Annotated in this window: 13 protein-coding genes; 7 read left to right on the forward strand and 6 right to left on the reverse strand. The window is 70.0% G+C overall.

Going from position 1 to position 18080, the window contains the following annotated elements; genetic code table 11:
* Window positions 1–12 precede the first annotated feature (12 nt).
* Both LZ198_RS21830 and LZ198_RS21835 read right to left on the reverse strand, forming a co-directional pair.
* The gene (locus LZ198_RS21830; protein ID WP_253973962.1) at window positions 13–1191 is read right to left on the reverse strand and encodes an efflux RND transporter periplasmic adaptor subunit; all 1179 of its coding nucleotides are present in this window, start codon (window positions 1189–1191) and stop codon (window positions 13–15) included.
* Window positions 1184–2476 carry a TolC family protein gene (locus LZ198_RS21835; RefSeq protein ID WP_253973963.1) on the reverse strand — a complete coding sequence of 431 codons (1293 nt, stop codon included), beginning with the start codon at window positions 2474–2476 and terminating at the stop codon, window positions 1184–1186. Before LZ198_RS21835 ends, LZ198_RS21830 begins: the two co-directional genes overlap by 8 nt.
* A 178-nt stretch (window positions 2477–2654) precedes the next feature.
* On the opposite strand from LZ198_RS21835, the gene LZ198_RS21840 reads away from it, so the two are divergent.
* The 4 genes from LZ198_RS21840 to LZ198_RS21855 are packed head-to-tail and all read left to right on the forward strand — an operon-like array spanning window position 2655 to window position 6531.
* A complete protein-coding gene (locus LZ198_RS21840) occupies window positions 2655–3311 on the forward strand; it encodes a response regulator transcription factor (protein WP_253973964.1) in 657 nt (218 codons plus the stop codon).
* Window positions 3298–4650, forward strand: coding sequence for a sensor histidine kinase (locus tag LZ198_RS21845; RefSeq protein ID WP_253973965.1), 1353 nt, complete (start codon window positions 3298–3300; stop codon window positions 4648–4650). The genes LZ198_RS21840 and LZ198_RS21845 overlap by 14 nt, the downstream gene beginning before the upstream one ends.
* Window positions 4651–4705: 55 nt before the next feature.
* Window positions 4706–5380: a response regulator transcription factor gene (locus LZ198_RS43460; protein ID WP_253973966.1), complete on the forward strand. Its 675-nt coding sequence runs from the start codon at window positions 4706–4708 to the stop codon at window positions 5378–5380.
* Window positions 5377–6531: a sensor histidine kinase gene (locus LZ198_RS21855; RefSeq protein ID WP_253973967.1), complete on the forward strand. Its 1155-nt coding sequence runs from the start codon at window positions 5377–5379 to the stop codon at window positions 6529–6531. Before LZ198_RS43460 ends, LZ198_RS21855 begins: the two co-directional genes overlap by 4 nt.
* Here LZ198_RS21855 and LZ198_RS21860 read toward each other — a convergent pair.
* From LZ198_RS21860 to LZ198_RS21870, 3 genes are all read right to left on the reverse strand, one after another.
* Window positions 6446–7996, reverse strand: a complete 1551-nt coding sequence (locus tag LZ198_RS21860) for an ArnT family glycosyltransferase (protein WP_253973968.1) — start codon at window positions 7994–7996, stop codon at window positions 6446–6448. The genes LZ198_RS21855 and LZ198_RS21860 overlap by 86 nt on opposite strands.
* Before the next feature lie 283 nt (window positions 7997–8279).
* Window positions 8280–10640 carry a TonB-dependent receptor family protein gene (locus tag LZ198_RS21865; RefSeq protein ID WP_253973969.1) on the reverse strand — a complete coding sequence of 787 codons (2361 nt, stop codon included), beginning with the start codon at window positions 10638–10640 and terminating at the stop codon, window positions 8280–8282.
* A gap of 121 nt (window positions 10641–10761) precedes the next feature.
* On the reverse strand, window positions 10762–12279 hold the full coding sequence (locus LZ198_RS21870; RefSeq protein ID WP_253973970.1) for an NHL repeat-containing protein: 1518 nt from the start codon (window positions 12277–12279) through the stop codon (window positions 10762–10764).
* A gap of 458 nt (window positions 12280–12737) precedes the next feature.
* Here LZ198_RS21870 and LZ198_RS21875 point away from each other — a divergent pair, with 458 nt between their 5' ends.
* From LZ198_RS21875 to LZ198_RS21885, 3 genes are all read left to right on the forward strand, one after another.
* Window positions 12738–13808, forward strand: a complete 1071-nt coding sequence (locus LZ198_RS21875) for an imelysin family protein (RefSeq protein WP_253973971.1) — start codon at window positions 12738–12740, stop codon at window positions 13806–13808.
* Complete coding sequence (locus LZ198_RS21880; RefSeq protein ID WP_253973972.1) at window positions 13801–15246, forward strand: HTTM domain-containing protein; 1446 nt, start codon at window positions 13801–13803, stop codon at window positions 15244–15246. The genes LZ198_RS21875 and LZ198_RS21880 overlap by 8 nt, the downstream gene beginning before the upstream one ends.
* A 359-nt stretch (window positions 15247–15605) precedes the next feature.
* The gene (locus LZ198_RS21885; RefSeq protein WP_253973973.1) at window positions 15606–17432 is read left to right on the forward strand and encodes a gliding motility-associated C-terminal domain-containing protein; all 1827 of its coding nucleotides are present in this window, start codon (window positions 15606–15608) and stop codon (window positions 17430–17432) included.
* A gap of 57 nt (window positions 17433–17489) precedes the next feature.
* On the opposite strand, the gene LZ198_RS21890 is transcribed toward LZ198_RS21885, so the two are convergent.
* The gene (locus LZ198_RS21890; RefSeq protein WP_253973974.1) at window positions 17490–18065 is read right to left on the reverse strand and encodes a flavin reductase family protein; all 576 of its coding nucleotides are present in this window, start codon (window positions 18063–18065) and stop codon (window positions 17490–17492) included.
* Window positions 18066–18080 lie beyond the last annotated feature (15 nt).

Genomic DNA, 18080 nt, shown 5'->3' on the forward strand with positions numbered 1-18080 from the left:
GAGAGGGCTCCGTCAGTGGCCAGCGCCGAATTCCGTTCCGAACAGCTCCGCGGCCCCCGTCACCACGACGGGGGTCCCCACGGAAGGGCCTCGGGCCAGCAGCAACTCCGTCCCCTCCAGCCGCAACACGTCGACACGGCTGCGGGCATAGACGTGCTCCTGCTGACGCACGTAGACCCAGGCACCGCCCAGCGCGTCGTAGACGACGGACGACGACGGGACGGCGAGGACCTCCTGCGCGTCACCGGAGGTCAGCGAGACGCCGACCCGCTGGCCCGGAGCGAAGCGCGCGGACGCGGGCAGTTCGTAGAAGACGTCCACCGTGGCGGACGTCGGGTCGGCGGCGGGAGGCCCCGACACCGGCAGCGCCTCCACCCCCGTGTCCTTGCCCGACAAGAGCCCGTGGATGCGGACCGGCGCGTCCGACTTCAAGCGGGCCGCCTCGTCGACGAAGAGCGGGACGCGCACCCAGTTCGCGCTGACGCCCACCACCTCGAAGAGCGTCGCACCGGCCGCGAGGGATTGACCGGGCGCGACCGCGACCTGCCGGAGCACCCCGTCACGGGGAACGCGCACCTGCAGGCTGACGTCCGCCTCGAGGGGCGAGCGGCCCACCATCTCCAGTCGAGAGCGCGCGGCCTGGAGCTCCGCCTGGGCCACGGCATGGTCCGCCCGCGCCTCCTCGACGGCGCGCTCGGTGCCGGCCCCGTCCTTCAACACGCGCTCGGCGCGGGCGAGCCGGGCCGCCGCCGCCTCTTCCCGCGCCAGGGCGGAGTCCACCGCGCGCTGCGCCTGGGCGCGCAGGTCCCGGTCCACCGCCGCGAGCGGCACCAACCGCAACAGGACCTCTCCCCGCTTCACCGCGGCGCCGGCGCGCAGGGACTCGGGCGGCCCCACCAGGGTGACGACACCCGCGACGGGGGCGGTCACCACCAGCGCGTTGCCGGAGGGCACGACGACCTCGCCGCCGAGCACGTGCTTGCGCTCCGCGCGCTGCGCCCGGACCGGCTGGACTTGCAGGTCCAGCCGCGCCTCCGCCTCCGGGCGGAGCGTCACGGTCGCCAGCGAGGACTCGGGCACGTGCGCGCTCACCGTCGCCGGAGGAGGAGGCGCCGCGGGCTTCCCGCCCTCACAGGCGAGGAGCGCGGCGACGAGACAAGAGCTGAACAGGCGACGAAGAGGACTACTCATGGGCCACTCCTTGTTTGCCCAGGCTGCGGTCCAGCTGAGCGAGTGCGCGGCGGAGGTCCGCCTCGATGTCGAGCGCCCGCAGTCGCGCGCCCGCGAGGCGGCGAAGGGCGTCCAGCACCGGGAGGTAGGACAGGTCACCCGCGTCGAAGGCCTTCTGCGCGCCTTCGCTCGCCGCGGTGAACGCGGGAAGGATGTTGGACTGGAACGCGGCGAAGGAATCCGAAGCCTGGAGCGCCTGCTCCCGGGCCAGGAAGACCTCGGTCGACACCTGCTGGCGCAGCAGGACGTAGCGAGAGGAGGCGCGCAGCAGCTCCGCCTCCGCCCGCCCGATGCCGCCCGGGTTCCAGTTGAAGATCGGAAGCTCGACCTGCGCGCCCGGCACCCAGAGCGCCTGGGGCTTCCCGCTGGAGGACGTCGAGGGCTTGGTGTCCAGCCGCGCGAACAACTGGAGGATGCGCGACTTCTCCCAGCCCAGCCGGCCCCCCGCCGCCTCGATGCCCAGCTCGGCAGCGCGCACGTCCGGCCTCGCGGCCAGGGCCAGCTCCACCAGGGCCTGGACCGGCCGCAACGGCCGCGCGTCCCACGGCTCCGCGACGGGGTGGGCCTGCGCGAACAACGGGCTCTGGACCACGCCCATCAGCAGCCGCAGTCGCTCCCGGGCCAACGCCACGTCCGTCCGGGCGCGACGGGCGCTGTCCTCCGCGGTCCACGCCTCCGCGCGCAACGCCTCGACCTCGACCCGGCTCGCGTCGCCCGCCGCGAAGCGGGCATCGACCAGTTCGACGGTCCGGGTCCACAACGCCTGGAGTTCATCGAGGGCCTGGAGACGGCGCTCCGCGAGCACCCAGTCCGCGTGGGCCACGCGGACGTCCCGCGCGAGGTCCAGTCCGTTCTGGACCAGCCCGCGCGCGACCTGCTCGACCTGGAGCTTCGCGGCGGCGACCCTCGAGGGGCGCTGCCAGAGGGAGACGAGCGGCAGCAGCAGCGAGCTCTCGATCGTCCGGGGCCCCACGGGCAGCAGCAGGGAGAAGGTGGGGTTGGGCAGCGCCCCCGCCTCCGCCAGGTCCGCGCGAGAGACGCCGAGCTGCGCCATGTCCGCCTGGAGCGCGGCGCTGTTCCACAGGGCCACCGCGACCGCGGTCCGGGCGTCCAGCGCCCCGGTGTCCGCGCCCCCCGGAGGGAGCGAGGCGGAGCCCGCCCCCTCGGGCCCCATGGGCGCGGCGAGCCCGGACAGCTCCCGCGACACCCAGGCCCGGTCATAGGGAGAGCTCGCACAGCCCACCACGACCCACAAGCTTGCAAGCAGGGCCAGGGGGGGCCCCGCGCTTCGCACTCCGCTCCAGGAGGACATGCGCGGACCCTGCCAGCCCCAGGTAAACGGCGGCTGAACGCCCCGCTCCCCGGCTCGGTCCAGAGGCGCATCACGGATGGTATAGCTGGTGGCCCCGACCGGTTATCCCCCCATGCATGTCCTCGTCGTCGACGACCACCAGGAACTCCGCGCGCTCGTCGCCCAGGCACTCGAGCGGGATGGCCACCTCGTCCGCCAGGCCGAGGACATCGAGCAGGCGCGCCAGGCGCTCCTCTCCGAACCCGACGTCATCGTGCTCGACCTCGGGTTGCCGGACGGCTCCGGCCTGTCGCTCTGCCGCGAGCTGCGCAGGGACGGCATCCAGACGCCCATCCTCATCCTCACGGCCCACAACCGCGTGAACGAGCGCGTGGAGGGGTTGGACGCGGGCGCGGACGACTTCCTGGGCAAGCCCTTCGCCATCGCGGAGCTTCGCGCCCGGGTCCGCGCGGTGGGGCGACGACGGGAACGGGCGAGCGCCGTCTGCGTGCGGATCGGCGACGTCGAGCTCGACTTCGGGAGGCGCGAGGCCCTCCGCGCGGGGCAGGCGGTGGCCGTCACCTCGCGCGAGTGGGCCATCCTGGAGGCGCTCGCGTCGAGGGCGGACCGGGTCGTGAGCAAGGACGTGATGCTGGAGTCCATCTGGGGAGAAGCCACCGCGGGCGCCGAGAGCAGCCTGGAGGTGCTGGTCGCGAGGATCCGCAGAAAGCTGGGCGACGAGGTCGTCATCACGCTGCGCGGCGAGGGCTATCGACTTGGAAGCGGCTGACCGTCCCCAGGCCCGCGACACGCTGGTGCGCCGCCTCTCCCGCGCGATGCTGGGGCTGGCGCTCACGAGCACCGCGCTCACCGCGGGCGCCACGGGGCTGCTCGCCTACCAGATGTTGCGCGCGGCGGAGGACCGCCGGCTGAACGACGTCGCGACGGACATGGCGGAGGAGGTGGTGGGCCTCTCGGACACCCAGGCCCGTCGCGAGGCCGACGCCGAGCAGCAGGAGCTCCAGTCGTTCGGAATCCAGATCGCCCTGTTCGCGGGAGCCACGCGGCTGGGGGGCGCGCCACACATCCTCCCCGTCACCGGCTGCACCTGGGTCCACGCGCCGGGGATGGAGGACGTGAGGCGCTGCGGCGTGGAGGCCCAGGGCCGGCTGGCCGTGGCGCAGGAGACGCTCGACAGCATGCCGCGCATCCGCCTGGGGCTGCTGCTGGCCGTGCTGCTCACCGCTGCGGGCGCCGCGGTCATGAGCCTCGCGCTGAGCCGCCGCGTGGCCCGCTGGGCCGCGCGCCCCCTCACCGAACTCGGCGAGTCCCTGGCCCACCTCGAGCCGGGCGCCGACCTCCCCCCGAACCTCCACGCCGAGGCCCGCTACGAGGAGGTGAACGCGGTCCGCACCGCGCTGGTGGGGCTCCTCGGTCGCCTCCACACGGCCCTCGAGCAGTCTCGCCGCTTCGCGGCCAACGCCGCGCACGAGCTGCGCACGCCCCTGTCCACGCTCCAGGCGGAGCTGGAGCTCCAGTCCGAGACGCCCCAACCGCCGGAGACGGCCGCCGCGCTCACGCGGATGCACCGCACGGTGACCTCCCTGGGGAGGCTCGTGGAGCGGCTGCTGGTGCTCGCGGAGGGCGCGGAGGGGCCCCTCGAGCTGGTCGAGACCGTGAGCCTCTCCGACGTCGTGGAGGACGCCGTGCGCGCCCTGCCCGACGACCAGCGCCGCCGTGTCCACGCCGACCTCCAGACGCCGGGACTCATCCCAGGGGACAGCCAGCTGTTGCGGCAGCTCGTCGACAACGTGGTGGAGAACGCGCTCAAGTTCTCCGGGGAGGGCCGCGTCTGGCTCCTCCTCCAGTCCACGCCCGAGGCGCTGCTCCTGGACGTCCGGGACGAGGGACCGGGCATCGCCCCCGAGGAGTCGGAGCGCGTCTTCGAGCCCTTCTACCGCTCCCCCCGCGCACGCGCGGGAAAGCCAGGACACGGGGTCGGCCTGTCCCTGGTCCTCCTGGTCGCCCGGGCACACGGAGCCCAGGCGCGGTTCCTGCCCACCCCGAAGGGCGCCCACTTGAGGTTGAGCTTCCCACCTCCGAAGCGCGCGCCCCCTGAGTCCCCATGACGAGGAACGACGACGTGTGCCACTCCAGTCCAGCAACCGCTAGGGAAACCCGGTCGTGTCCATACTCATCGTAGAAGACGAGCTGCGCGTCAGGGCGTTCATCGCGCGCGGGCTGGAGGAAGAGGGCTTCCGGGTCCGCGAGTGCGTCGACGGCCTCCAGACCCAGGAGCTGCTGCGCCTCGAGCGCTTCGACCTGGTCATCCTGGACTGGATGCTGCCGGGGCTCGCGGGCGTCGACCTCCTGCGGGCCATGCGCGCGCAGGGAGACAACACCCCGGTCATCATGCTGACCGCGAAGGACGCGGTCGCCGACCGCATCCTCGCGCTCAACGCCGGGGCGGACGACTACCTCGTCAAGCCCTTCTCCTTCGAGGAGCTGCTCGCGAGAATCCGGGCCATCCTCCGCCGCGTCGTCCAGCGGGGCGGCCCGCTGTTGAGTCACGCGGACCTGACCCTGGACCCGACCACGCGAAGGGTGACCCGCTCGAACGTGGACCTGTTCCTGACGGCCCGCGAGTTCGCCCTGTTGCAGTTCCTCCTCCAGCACGCGGGGGAGGTCGTCTCCCGCACCCGCATCGTCCAGGCGGTGTGGGACCACGACTTCGAGACGTTCTCCAACGTCGTGGAGGTCTACATCCGCTACCTCCGGGCCAAGGTGGACGCCCCCTTCAAGCGCAAGCTCATCCACACCGTGAGGGGTGTCGGTTACGTGCTGCGGAGCCGACCATGAGACGACCTCGGACCCTGCGCGCCCACCTGACGCTCTTCTTCGCCACGTCCGTCCTGGGAACGCTCCTGCTGTATGGCGCCGCGGTGATGGCGACGCTCGTCTGGGGAGAGTGGCGTGAGATGCAGGAGAAGATCTCCGACCCGCACGAAGCCCGGCGGAAGGACGAGGAGGAAGGCCTCTTCGACGAGGCCCTCCAGGCGCTGGGCGGCATGGCCCTCACCGCCCCCCTGGCCGCGCTGGGGTCGCTGGCGCTGGGCAGCGCGCTCGCCCGCCGCGCGATGGAGCCCCTGCGCGAGGCCAGCGACCGCGCCCGCGCGGCCCGCGCCTCGAAGCTGGACCTGAGCCTCCCGGTCCGCGGCAACGGGGACGAATGGGACGAGCTGGCCACGACCCTGAACGGCCTGCTCGCGGACGCGCGCACGTCCTTCGAGCGCATCCGGGCCTTCACCTCCGACGCGGCGCACGAGCTGCGCACCCCGCTGACCGTCATCCTCGGTGAGACGGAGGTCTGCCTGCGGCGCGAACGCACGCCGGAAGAGTACCGGCGCTCGCTGGAGATCGTCCTCGACGAGACCCAACGGCTCTCCCGGCTCGTGGACGAGCTGCTCCAACTGGCGCGCGCGGACGCGGATGCACGGGTGGTGGACGCCGAACCCGTCGAGCTGTACGCGCTGGCCCAGCGCTCCCTGGAGCGCGCGCGGAAACACCTCGTGGCGCGGCCCCAGGGCCTGACCCTGGAGCTCATGGGGCCTCCCACCCTCGTCCAGGGCAGCCCCATCCTGTTGGCCCGGCTGCTCGACAACCTGCTCGACAACGCGCGTCGCCACGCGCGTCACCGCATCCGGGTGGAGCTGGCGGTGACGGACGTCGAGGTCCAGGTCACCGTGGGAGACGATGGCCCTGGCGTGGATGCCGCCTTCCAGCCCCGGCTCTTCGAGCGCTTCGCCCGCGCCGACACGTCGCGAAGCACGGAGGGCACGGGGCTGGGGCTCGCGTTGTCGCGAGGCATTGCCCAGGCACATGGAGGCACCCTCGACTACGCGCGCGTGGACGCGGAGAGCCGCTTCATTTGCCGCCTCCCCTTGCGACGGGAAGCGTCCGGCTCGCCACCGCTGGCTTCGCCTGCCAGCGATGACAGGACCACAGCTTGAAGGTCGTCACCTCCCGCGAGCCCCGGTGCACCGTCACGGGGGGCAGCTCCCTCACCGACTCGCAATGCGCGTCGAGCCGTGTCGCGGCATCCTTCAGCGGCTGCCGCATGTCCGCGACGATGATGGCGTCCTGCCCGGGGCTCGCCTGGTCCATCCAGAAGGAATACGCCAGCCCGTCGCCGCCCAGCGCGGAGTCCGACTGTGTCTGGGGTTGGTCCTCCAGGTAGAAGGCCAGCTCGCTGGCGGTCTTGTAGCCCCACCCCACCACCAGGGGCGCGGGATGCCCGGCCGAGTCCCGGTGTCGTTGCACGGCCTCGGCCAGCTCACGCCAGCCGCTCACCAGGTTGTCCCGCTCGCGGAAGGGAATCCACGGGCAGAGCGGCATCAAGTACATGGCCACCATCAACGCCGCGCCCACGCCCATGCTCAGCCCCGCGTACGCCCGCACGACGCGGCGGTGACGCAGCGCCCACGCCCCACCGGCCGCGGCCACCAGCAGGCCGATGTACGCGGGGGCCACCCAGTTCATCTTCACCCAGTGGAAGGGGCTCACCAGGGTGAACACGAGCAGCCCCGGCACGCTCGCGAGGCCCAGGAGGCGCGCCCGCGCATCCCCTCGCCACGCCTGGCGCACGAGGACCCCGGCCGTCAGCAGCAACGCCAGGTAGAGCAGCGGCCCGACGGCCACGGACTGGAGTCCCACGTACCGGCCGACGAGGTAGCCGTGGAAGCCAGTCACGGTCTGGGTGCGCCCCGTCGTCTGGAAGGCGAACGAGGCCCAGTCATGCGCCTGGTTCCAGAAGAACACGGGCGAGAACACCAGGGCCGCGAGCACACACGCGACGTAGGGATGGGCGGTGCGCAGGGCCTCGCGGCCTCGCGGCATCACCAGGGCCGTCACCAGCACCTGGAGCGGCAGCAGCGCCGCGGTGTACTTGGACAGCATCCCCAGGCCACACAGCAGGCCCAGCAGATACCAGCGCCAGCCGAAGCGGCCCGGCCCGCGCCCATCCGGCAACACCAGCTCACAGAGCACCCGCAGCGCCGCCGCCCAGGCCAGCACCAGGGGAACGTCCGGCGTCATCACCACCGCGCCCAGTCCGAAGAGGACCGTGGCATTCGCGGCGAGCGCGGTCAGCAGTCCGACCGCCGGGGAGTACAACCGGGTCCCCAGCGAGTACATGACACAACTGAGCGCGGCCGAGCACAGGATGGCGGGCACGCGGAGCGCGACCTCGGAGTCCCCCAGGAAGAACTTCGACAGCGCCATCAGCCATGCGCACAACGGCGGGTGGTCCAGGTATGACCAATCGAGGTGCCGGGCGTATTGCCAGTAATAGGCCTCCTGGGGCGCCAGCTCCACCTGTCCCGCGTAGACGAGTCGAAGCAGGACCAGCCCCAGCGACGACCACAGGACCCAGCGCCATCCCGCCCCCCGGGAGACCTCCACGGACGTACGCGACATCCGACACCTCGCGCCGGTCGCGGCTGGGCTCCAATGCTCCGTGGCGCGAAAGGCATTGCGGATGTCATGCCCGATGCCAGGAATCGTGTCCGTGAACTCGGGGCGTGATGAGAGACATCTCATCTGGCTTTCATCCACGCCTCCATTTCTCATCCACTCATCGAGGGCTCGCCCGTCTCGCCGGCGAGCGGCCCTGCCCGCCGCGTGCACACGAGGGTTGGCTCATGGGCAGGCGGCTGGGCAGCGCGGAGGCTGACGCGAGGTCGCTCGACCGTGCAGCGGGCTAGAGCTGGACCTTGACCCCACCGATGACGGTGCGAGGCGCGTTGGGACGGGCACCGTAGGGGCGGCGCCCGACGATGACCGCCTCGTCCAGGAGGTTGCGCCCGCTCACGTACAATTGCCCCCAGCGGGTGATGTTCCAGTTGGCGTTGACGTCGAACGTCAGCAGGGCGCCCGTCTTCAGCCCCGGGGGAATCTCCCCCTGCCCCGCCTGCTCGCGCATGCTGGCGACGTAGGTCGTGCTGATGAACGCGCCCCACCGCGAGCCCTCCACGCCGACGGAGGCGAAGAGCTGGTGCCGAGGGACATAGGGCAGCTCGTCCCCCGCCACCACGTTGCCGAACTGCGGGTCCGCCGAACGGAAGTCGTTGAGCAGCTTGGTGCGTGTGAACGTGTACGCCACCGTCAACGGGAAGGTGATGCCCCCGCCGGGGCGGAAGGTCTTCTCCGCGTAGGCCTCCAGGCCGTAGATGTTCGCCTCGCCCGCGTCCACCTGACGGTCCAGGTTGTCGTTGAGGCAACCGTTGGAGAACGTGCAGACATCGGTGAGGTTGGCGTAGTCGTTGAAGAAGCCCACCACCTCGAAGCGCTCACCGCGCCGCGTCCAGCGGGCGCCCGCCTCGTAGTTGATGCTCTTCTCCGCGTGGACGGCCTGCGGCTGGCCCGGCGCGGGCGGAGAGAAACCCCGGTAGGCGCCGGCGAACACGCCGAGCGCGGGATTGAGGGCGCCATACACGCCCACGCCCGGCATCAACGCCTCCAGCGAGCCGCGGTCGACCGTGTCCGCCATCTTGTCGTGGGACTTGGAGCGGATGATCTCCAGGCGCACCCCGGGCGTCACCGTCAACGGGCCCCAGGCGATGGCATCCGTCGCGTGCAGCGCGAGCGCGTGCGTCGAGTCCTTGTTGTCGGCGGTCACCTCGGTCGTGCCACCTTCGGCCACCAGCTCCCCGGCCACCATCCGGAAGCCGTCCTGCGTGTGGCGACGGTCGATGCTGTCGAAGTGATACCGCACGCCGAACTCGGCGTTGTGCGACAACGGCCCCGTCCGCGTCGTCCAGCGCGCGATGCTCTGGAGGCCCTGGTTGACGAACACGCGGTGGTTCGGGCCGATGAGGAGGGTCTCCCCGGGCGAGGACGAGTCCAGTTGCCCCGTGAGGACCCCGTAGTAGATGGCGTTGCGCGCGCTGGTGGGGTCCGCGAGCACGTCCGAGATGGAGACTCCGCGGAAGCCATTCACCTTGCGCCAGCTGCGGTCCAGGTCCTGGCGATACAGCGACGTCGTCACCACCAGGTCGCGCGCCTCCAGCACGTGGCTGAGCACCGCCTGGGTCCGGTGCCACTGCATGTGGTCGAACTGGCTGGCCTCGTAGCGGCGCAGCGGGTTCGCCGCGAAGTCCGCGTCCGACAAGCCCAGGTACGTCTCGTTGGAGCCTTCGTCGGAGTAGCCCAGCTTGAGCTGGAGCGTCTGCCGCACGTCACCGTCCGGCACCAGCCGGTAGCGGGCCTTCGCCATCCACTCGTTGCGGTGGAAGCCGGTGGTCGTGTCGCTGTCGTCGAGTTCCTTGAACCCGTTGCTGCGCAGGTGGATGCCCTCGATGAGGAAGCCCGCGCGCTCGGTGCTGGCCCCGAAGAAGCCGTGGGCCTTGCCGTAGAGGTATTGCCCGCCCGCGACGTCCAGCCCGAACGTCTCCTGCACGGGGATGTCGCGGGTGATGAGGTCCACCGAGCCCCCCACCGTCTGGGGCCCCTGCTGCACCGAGGACGGCCCCTTCAGCACGCGCACCGACTGCATGCGGGTCATCAGCGGGAAGTAGTAGGCGGCGGGCGCGGAGTATGGCGCCGGCCCGAAGAGGATGCCGTCCTCCAGCAAGGTGACCTTCTTGCTGCGGTCCGGGTTGACGCCGCGCAGGCCCAGGTTCGGCCGCAAGCCGAAGCCGTCCTCACCTCGGCCATACACACCCGGCACGGACTGGAGGATGGCCTGGGGATCATCCAGCTCGTAGCGCTGCAGCTTCTCCGGCTTGAGGATGTGGATGGAGCCGCTCGTCTTCGCCTCGGACGTGCCCACCACCACGCTCTCGAACTTCCGGCCGTTGTCGGCCGGCGGCTCGCTCGGGGGCTCGGCGGCGACGGTGCCGTCGCTGGCGGTGGGCGGCTCCAGGAGCAGCTGGGGCTGGACGGGCGCATCGGCGGGCGCCGCGTCGGAGGCTTCGAGCACGGGCTCGGCGGCCGGGGCGGGCGCTCGCGGGGCCTCCGTGGGCGCCGGCGCGGGCTCCTCGGGCGCCGCTGGCGACTGGGCCCAGGCCTCCGAGGCGAAGATGAAGGAAACCACTGTCACTGCCCAGCGCGATACACCCATGACGACGAAGACTCCTGGAGAGCGGGCGAAGAGGCACGGTGGCCGGCCCTGTCGGCGGAGCAGAAGGATGCCCCGCCAGCGCGGACCGACCACCGTGGACGACGATTCTCGGTGACGCCGTCTAGCGAGCCTCGGCGGCGCCCGCGAGGACGATCTTCCCGTCGGACTGGACCACCACGCCGCGGACGGCCTCGTCCAGCTTGCCGGCGATGACGTTCACCGTCACGATGCCGCCCGTCCCGAAGGTGGTGTCGCGCGACCCGTCCAGGTTGAAGCGGGCCACCGCGAAGCGGTTGTCACCGCCTTCCGTGACGAACCCCGCCGCATACACCTTGTGGTCCGGGCCGAACGTCACGCCCCAGAAGCGGTCGTTCTCCGTCTCGGAGAAGGGCACCGCGCCCGCGAACTCCGCGCCGGTCGTGATGTTCCGGATGAGCAGGATGGCGTCCTCGTCCTGTCCACCACCCGCGCGGTAGCCCGCCGCCGCCACGTACTCCTCCGCGCCCACGTCCGCGCGGGCCACGTCGAAGAAGGCCTCGTCCGGACGGTCGAAGGAGTAGAGCTTGTAGCCCTCGGTGAAGCCGGGCTCGGTGGCCGGATGCCCATCCGCCGTGAGGAACACCGCCATGGCGTCGATGTTGCCGGACGTCGGCGTCCCGCTGCCCACCATGAACACCCGGTCGTCCTTCAGCGCCACCGCGTCGCGGCCCCGCTCATGGTCTCCGGCCAGGTCCAGGATGAACGCGCCGTTGGTGCCATACGTCGGATCCAACAGGCCCGCCGCCGTGTAGCGGAAGGAGATGAGGTCCACCGTGTTGCCAGCGATGCCCGCGGCGCGACCGTAGCCCGTGGTGACATACGCACCCGTGGACTGCTGGACCGCGGCATAGGCCTCCGCGATGCCCCACTCCTTCGTGGGGTCGTTGGTCGCGAACGGCGAGGAGTTCACCACGCCCTTGCTTCCGAAGGTGCCGTCCACCACGCCCGTCGACTCCAGGCGGAGCAGCACGATGCGGTTGGCGGACTGGGCGCCCACGCCCGAGGGCTGCGGCAGGTAGCCCGACGAGATGATCTTCCCGTCCGCCTGCACCAGGCCGTGCCGGGCGGAGTCACCCAGGCCGCTGATGTCCAGCGCGTAGAAGCCCTTGCGCGCATTGGCCGCGGGGCTGGCGTTGAAGGTCTCGTCCAGCGCGCCGTTGGCGGTCAGCCGGGCGATGACGCGGTCGGTATCCGTGCGCGTGCCCTCCGCCTTCTTCGTGGCGAACACCACCAACCGGTCCTGCGCGTCCCGGTCGATGCCCCACATGGAGTCACGCACCGTGCCCGCGCCCGCGCCCAGGTCCACCCGCGAAATCCCGTTGCCGCCGGCGCCGAACGAGTTGTCCACCGAGCCGTTCGCGTTGAGCCGCACGAACGCCAGGTCCGTGTCCGGCGTGGTGGTGGTGGTCCCGCCATCGGTGCCCGCGTCCGTACCGGCATCCGTACCGGCGTCCGTGCCCGCGTCGACTTCCGGCCCCGCGTCGGGCACCACCGGATCCTCGTCGTCACCACAGCCGCCCAGGGAGGCGGCGGCGAGGCCCAGGGCCAACACCCCAGGCAGCAGCTTCTTGAAGCTCCGGACCGTCTTTTGATTCGACATGTTCAACCTCGGCTGGGCGGCGGAAACGAGAACGATTCTCATTTTCAACACCACGAAACGGTGCGGTGAGTAGTCTTCGAATCCGACAAAGTCAAGACACCGGGCAACAAAACGCAACATGAATACATGAGAGAGATTCTCATCTGATTAGACCCCGTGAGAGGGGGCGCGCGCACGTCCTCGCCGGGAGGCCGCGTGGCTCCCCCGGTCCGACACATGGCTTCATGAGAAATACTCTCATCTTGGAGCGGGATGGACGAATCCGATAACGATTGTCAGTCTCAACATCCGACCTATACTCCGGCGCCATGAGTCTCTTTCGGAGTCAGCGGAAAGCCCCCTCCTCGTCATGGATGGGGGTTCTGTCATTGACCACGGTGTTGTGCCTGGCCTGTAGCGACACCAAGCCCAAGCCGCCGAGCCCGCCCGTGGGTGGCGAGGATGTCCGCGCACAGGTCTTGAGCGCGACGAGCGACTGCATCCTCGGAACGGCGCGGGAGTTCCTGCCGAAGGCGCAGGCGTTGCGGGACGCGACGGCCGCGCTACGGGACGCGCCTGACGCGGCGACCCAGGCGGCGGCGCGCGCGGCGTTCCACGAGGCGATGGACACCTGGCAGGTGATGGAGGCGATCCAGATCGGGCCCGCGGCGCCGCGCAGCACGCCGGGCGGCCAGGAGATCCGCGACAACATCCACTCCTTCCCGCTCTACAACCGCTGCTCCATCGAGGAGCAGTTGGTTTCCAAGGGCTACGAGGCGCCGGGCTTCGCGACCAGTCTCGTGACGCGGCGTGGGTTCCTGGCGCTGGAGTACCTGCTGTTCTACGAGGGCGCGGAGACCGCGTGCGGGGCGAACTCCGTCATCGTGGCGAACGGGACGTGGGCGGCGCTGTCCGCGGACGAGCGGGCCGCGCGCAAGCGGGCCTACGCGGCGGTGGTGGCGGCCGACGTGAGCACGCGCGCCCAGACGCTGGTGGACGCCTGGGCGCCGGAGAGCGGCAACTTCGTGAAGACGCTGTCGACGGCCGGCGCGGGCAACGCGGTCTTCCCGACGACGCAGGTGGCGCTCAACACGATGAGCGACGCGATCTTCTACGTCGAGCGCGAGGGCAAGGACCAGAAGCTGGCGCGCCCCCTGGCGCTGCGCGACTGCTCGTCGGATGTCTGTCCCGAGCTCCTGGAGTCGCAGTTCGCGGGCCGCTCGAAGAAGAACCTGCGGCAGAACCTGGTGGGCTTCCGCCGCGTCATGGACGGCTGCGGGCCGGACTTCTCCGGGCCGGGCTTCGACGACGTGCTGACGGCGGCGGGCGCGGAGACGGTCGCCACGCGGATGCGTGAGCAGGTGCTCGCGGCGGACGCGGCCCTGGTCGCCATCGAGGAGGACGACCTGAAGCAGGCGCTGGTGCAGGACAAGGCGTCGGTGCAGCAGGTGTACAACGGGTTCAAGGGCATCACCGACCTGCTGAAGACCGACTTCATCACCACGCTGGACCTGGAGCCCCCCGCCGGCCTCGAGGGGGACAATGACTGACGCGGAGGGGCGCGAGGGCACACCGAGGGAGTCATACCCCCGCGTCTGGAGCTGGCTCCTGGCTCCCCGGGATATCGCGGCGCTCGCGGTCTTCCGCATGGCCTTGGGGGCGATCATCGCGGTCTCGGCCGTGCGCTTCCTGACCTACGGGTGGGTGGACGTGCTGTTCGCGCGCCCTCGGTTCCGCTTCACGTACTGGGGGTTCGGCTGGCTGCCGGCGCTGCCGAGCACGTGGATGCCCGCGCTCTTCGTGGCCCTGGGTGTGCTCGGCGTGCTGTTGATGCTGGGGTTGTTCTACCGGGTGACGGTGGCGCTGTTGTTCGCCGTCTTCGCGTACGTGCAGCTCGTCGACGTCACGAACTACCTCAACCACTATTATCTCGTGAGCCTGCTGCTGGGACTGCTGTGTTTCATCCCGGCGCATCGGGCGTTCTCCCTGGACGCGCTGCGCGAGCCGGCGCTCCGGAGCGACTGGCTGCCCACGTGGTGCACGGTGCTGCTGCGCTTCCAGGTCGCGGTCGTCTACGTGTACGCGGGGCTGGCGAAGGTCACCACCGACTGGCTGGTCCACGCCCAACCGCTCAACATCTGGCTGGCGGCGCGCACGGGCCTGCCGTGGGTGGGCCCCCTGCTGGAGCAACGCTGGGTGGCGTATGCGGCCGCCTGGGGCGGGATGCTGTTCGACACCACCATCGTGCTGTTCCTGCTGTGGCGCCGCACGCGGCCGTTCGCCTACGTCGTGGTGCTGGGCTTCCACACGGTGACGTTCGTGCTGTTCCCCATCGGGATGTTCCCCTTCATCATGGTGACGGCGGCGATGGTCTTCTTCGAGCCCTCGTGGCCACGCCGGCTCCTCGCGCGGCTGCGTCGGCGGCCATCCGAGACGGTCGCCTCCCCCACCCACGGCGCCGTCCCCGCTCCCAGCTGGAGGGGCCGCGTGGCCCTGGGCGCGGCGCTGGTCTACGCCTTCCTCCAGGTCGCCTTACCCCTACGCACCCACGCCTATGGTGGCAACGTGCTCTGGCACGAGCAGGGGATGCGGTTCTCCTGGCGGGTGATGACACGGGAGAAGAACGGGAGCGCGACGTTCATGGTGCGTGACGGCGTCACGGGCCGGGAGTGGCACGTCGTGCCCAGCCAGTACCTCACGCGCCTCCAGGAGCGGGAGATGGCGGTGCAGCCCGACCTCATCCTCCAGCTCGCGCACCACATCGCCCGCGACTTCGAGGCGACCACCCACCACCCCGTCGAGGTCCGGGCCGACGTGAGGGTCTCCCTCAACGGGCGCATGTCGGAGCCGCTGGTGGACCCCACCGTGGACCTGGCGAAGGAGGAAGACGGCCTGGGCGCGAAGGCGTGGATCCTCCCTTCGCCCGAGGGACCACCCATCCACCTGCGTCCCACGAGAACGGCCCGGGCCGGCGGCCCTGGCGTGTGAGTCAGCGCGGGCTCCCCAGCGTCCCAGGGTGGAGCCCGCGCAGGCCCCAAGCGCGTCCGCTGGATGGAACATCCCATCACGGCGCACAGACACGAACGGCCTCGCACCAGGAGGCGGATCGTCATCGAATCGCAACGAAGTGCCTTGGACTCGCGTTGACACCTCCGCGCGCTTGCACTGGGAGTGATGTCCGGATTAGCTTGCTTTTGCAGCAAAAGCCGCATCAGCAACGAATCCGTCCCTCCCGCTGGAACGCATCATCACGGAACCCCGCGCGCGCCCCCGCGTGCGCGAGCAGGCTCATGTGCCTCGGGTGGCGCACGTCCACCGCGCGCGAGCCTCTGTCCAAGGTGCTCCCCATGAAACATCTCTTGCTCGTGCTCTCGTGTCTCGTTTCACTTCCCTGTCTGGCGGATGGCTACATCCGGGGCCCGACGCGCGTGGCGCAGGGACAAATCGAGACCTACTACGTCGACTGGCCCTCTCCGCCCCACAATCAATCCATCGTCAGTTGGAGCGTCTACCGCGGCACCTTGCTGTCGGGCGACCGGGGCTCCGCGACGGTGCAGTGGGATTCCGCCGAGGGCACCGAGGACCTCGTCGGGAGCCTCGATGTCTACGAGGACATCGGCGGACAGTCCGCCTCCATCGGCGTGGACCTCCTCAACACCGCCACGAGCGAGTCGTCGTTCTGCGACGGAATCATGGGACCGGCGGCCGTCACCATGGATTTCGGCAGCGGCGCCAATCCAGGCCCGCCCCTTCCGGCGGGCGCCACGACGTATGAGTACAACTCGATCTGCGCAATCTCCCCCAACCAGTACACGCGCACGAACAGCTCCGTGAACTGCAGAGGTCCCTGGCATGGCATCCCGGAGGACCACACTCCCGGCGATACGAACGGGTACTTCCTCATGGTGGACGCGGATGACCACCCAGGTGAGTTCTATCGAACCACGGTCAATGGACTGACGCCCGCCTTCAAGTACGAGTTCTCCGCCTGGGTCGGCAATCTCGACAGGAACGGGACCTACGAGGTCCCACGCATCCGGTTCGTCATCTATGGACCTTCTGGATTCGTCGCCTCCAGTGGGGACATCGTCATCCAACCCACCTCCCCCTTCCAGTGGCAGAAGGTCGGCTTCATGTTCGACCTGCCCCCGGGCGTCACCTCGGTCGACGTCGCCCTGGTGAATCGCAACCAGAACAACAGCGGGAACGACCTGGTCATCGACGACATCTCGTTCGCGCCGTGCTACCCGCCCATCATCGCGTCCTTCCAGAATGGGGGGGTCGTGGACCGGAGTCACACGTGCAACAACGGGGCGGTCCAGTTGCATGCATGGTGGCCCTCCACCATTCCGTTCGCGACCCCGGCCTACCAGTGGCAGCGCAGCCCCGACAATGGCGGGAGCTGGGCCAACATCCCGGGGAGTACCACCCTGCATGCCTCGCATTCCGAGCCCACGGCCGGCATCTTTCAGTACCGAATGCTGAGCTACGAGGCCTCGAACCCGAGCCGCTCCGTGGTGTCGAACCCGCTGACCTACTTCGTCCAGCGCCTCGTGGTGACGCCACGCACGCACCACCTCTATGCCTGCAACGGGGGTATCACCTCGGGCCAGCTGCCCGTGTCCTACCAGTTGGAATACCGGGACCCCTCCATCCCCAGGACCTACAGCACCACGTGGTCACCGGCGACGTATCTCAACAACCCGAACGTGAACCCGACCTACATCGTCCTGCCCTCCCTGGGAGCCTCTCCCCCTCCCAACGGGCCTCCGGTGCCGGCCGTCAACTACGTCTACTCGGTGACCGTGACCGACAATGTCCATGGCTGCTCGGGGTCGGGCCAGCAGATCGTGGCGCAGCACAACCCGCGCAAGGTCGCGGTCCCCAGCGCGTTCACGCCGAACGGGGACGGGCTGAATGACCTCTTCCGGCCGTTGAACCTGGATGACTATCCCGGGTCTCGCTTCTACATCTACAACCGCTGGGGACAGGTCATCTTCTCGTCCCAGGGCCCCACGCTGCTGGACTACTCCTGGAACGGGAAGTTCAACGGCGTCGACCAGGGGACGGGGACGTATGTCTGGCGCATCGAGATGAGTGATTGCTTCGGCAACATCATCAACGGCTCGACGGGTGACAACAGGCCCTCCGGCACGGTGACGCTCATCCGGTAGCGGTCCGCTCCGCCGCGACGCGCCGGTCTCCGGCGCGTCCTGGCGAGCGGCGTGCGCTCACTCGTCCACGTTCAAGGACTCACCGATGGCGTAGAACTGCCCGCCCGCGATGTAGTGCAGGCTGCGCAAGTCCGGATTCGCGCGCTCGAAGTTCCAGTGCCCGTCCTCGAAGACGCGCGTGTCTGCCCATGCCCCGACGCACTCTCCGATGAACAGGTCGTACGTCTCCTGGTTGTGAGGCTCTGGAACGAGCTTGCAGGCCAGCCAGGCCGAACACCCCGAGACGAACGGCAGGTCGTGGCCGTCGACCTCGAACAACGACACGCCGCAGTGCTTCAGCTTGTCGACATCGGTGAACAGGCTGCGATGCCCGACCTGATACGTGAGTCGAGCCTGCGCCACGGTGGGGACCTGGATGACGAAGGTGCCGGCCTTCTCGACGAGCTGGCGCGTCTTGGTGCTCCTGTCGAGCACCACGGTCAGCTTGGGCGGTGAATAGTCCAACGCGCAGGCCCAGGCCGCCGCCATGACGTCGTCCACGCCCCCATGACGCGCGGACACCAGGACCGTCGGGCCATGGTTGAGCAGGCGATAGGCCTTCTCCATGGGGACCGGGGCAATGTGCTCATCCATCGGGCTTCTCGACAC

It is taken from the genome of Myxococcus dinghuensis (genome assembly GCF_024198235.1).
Classification (GTDB): domain Bacteria; phylum Myxococcota; class Myxococcia; order Myxococcales; family Myxococcaceae; genus Myxococcus; species Myxococcus dinghuensis.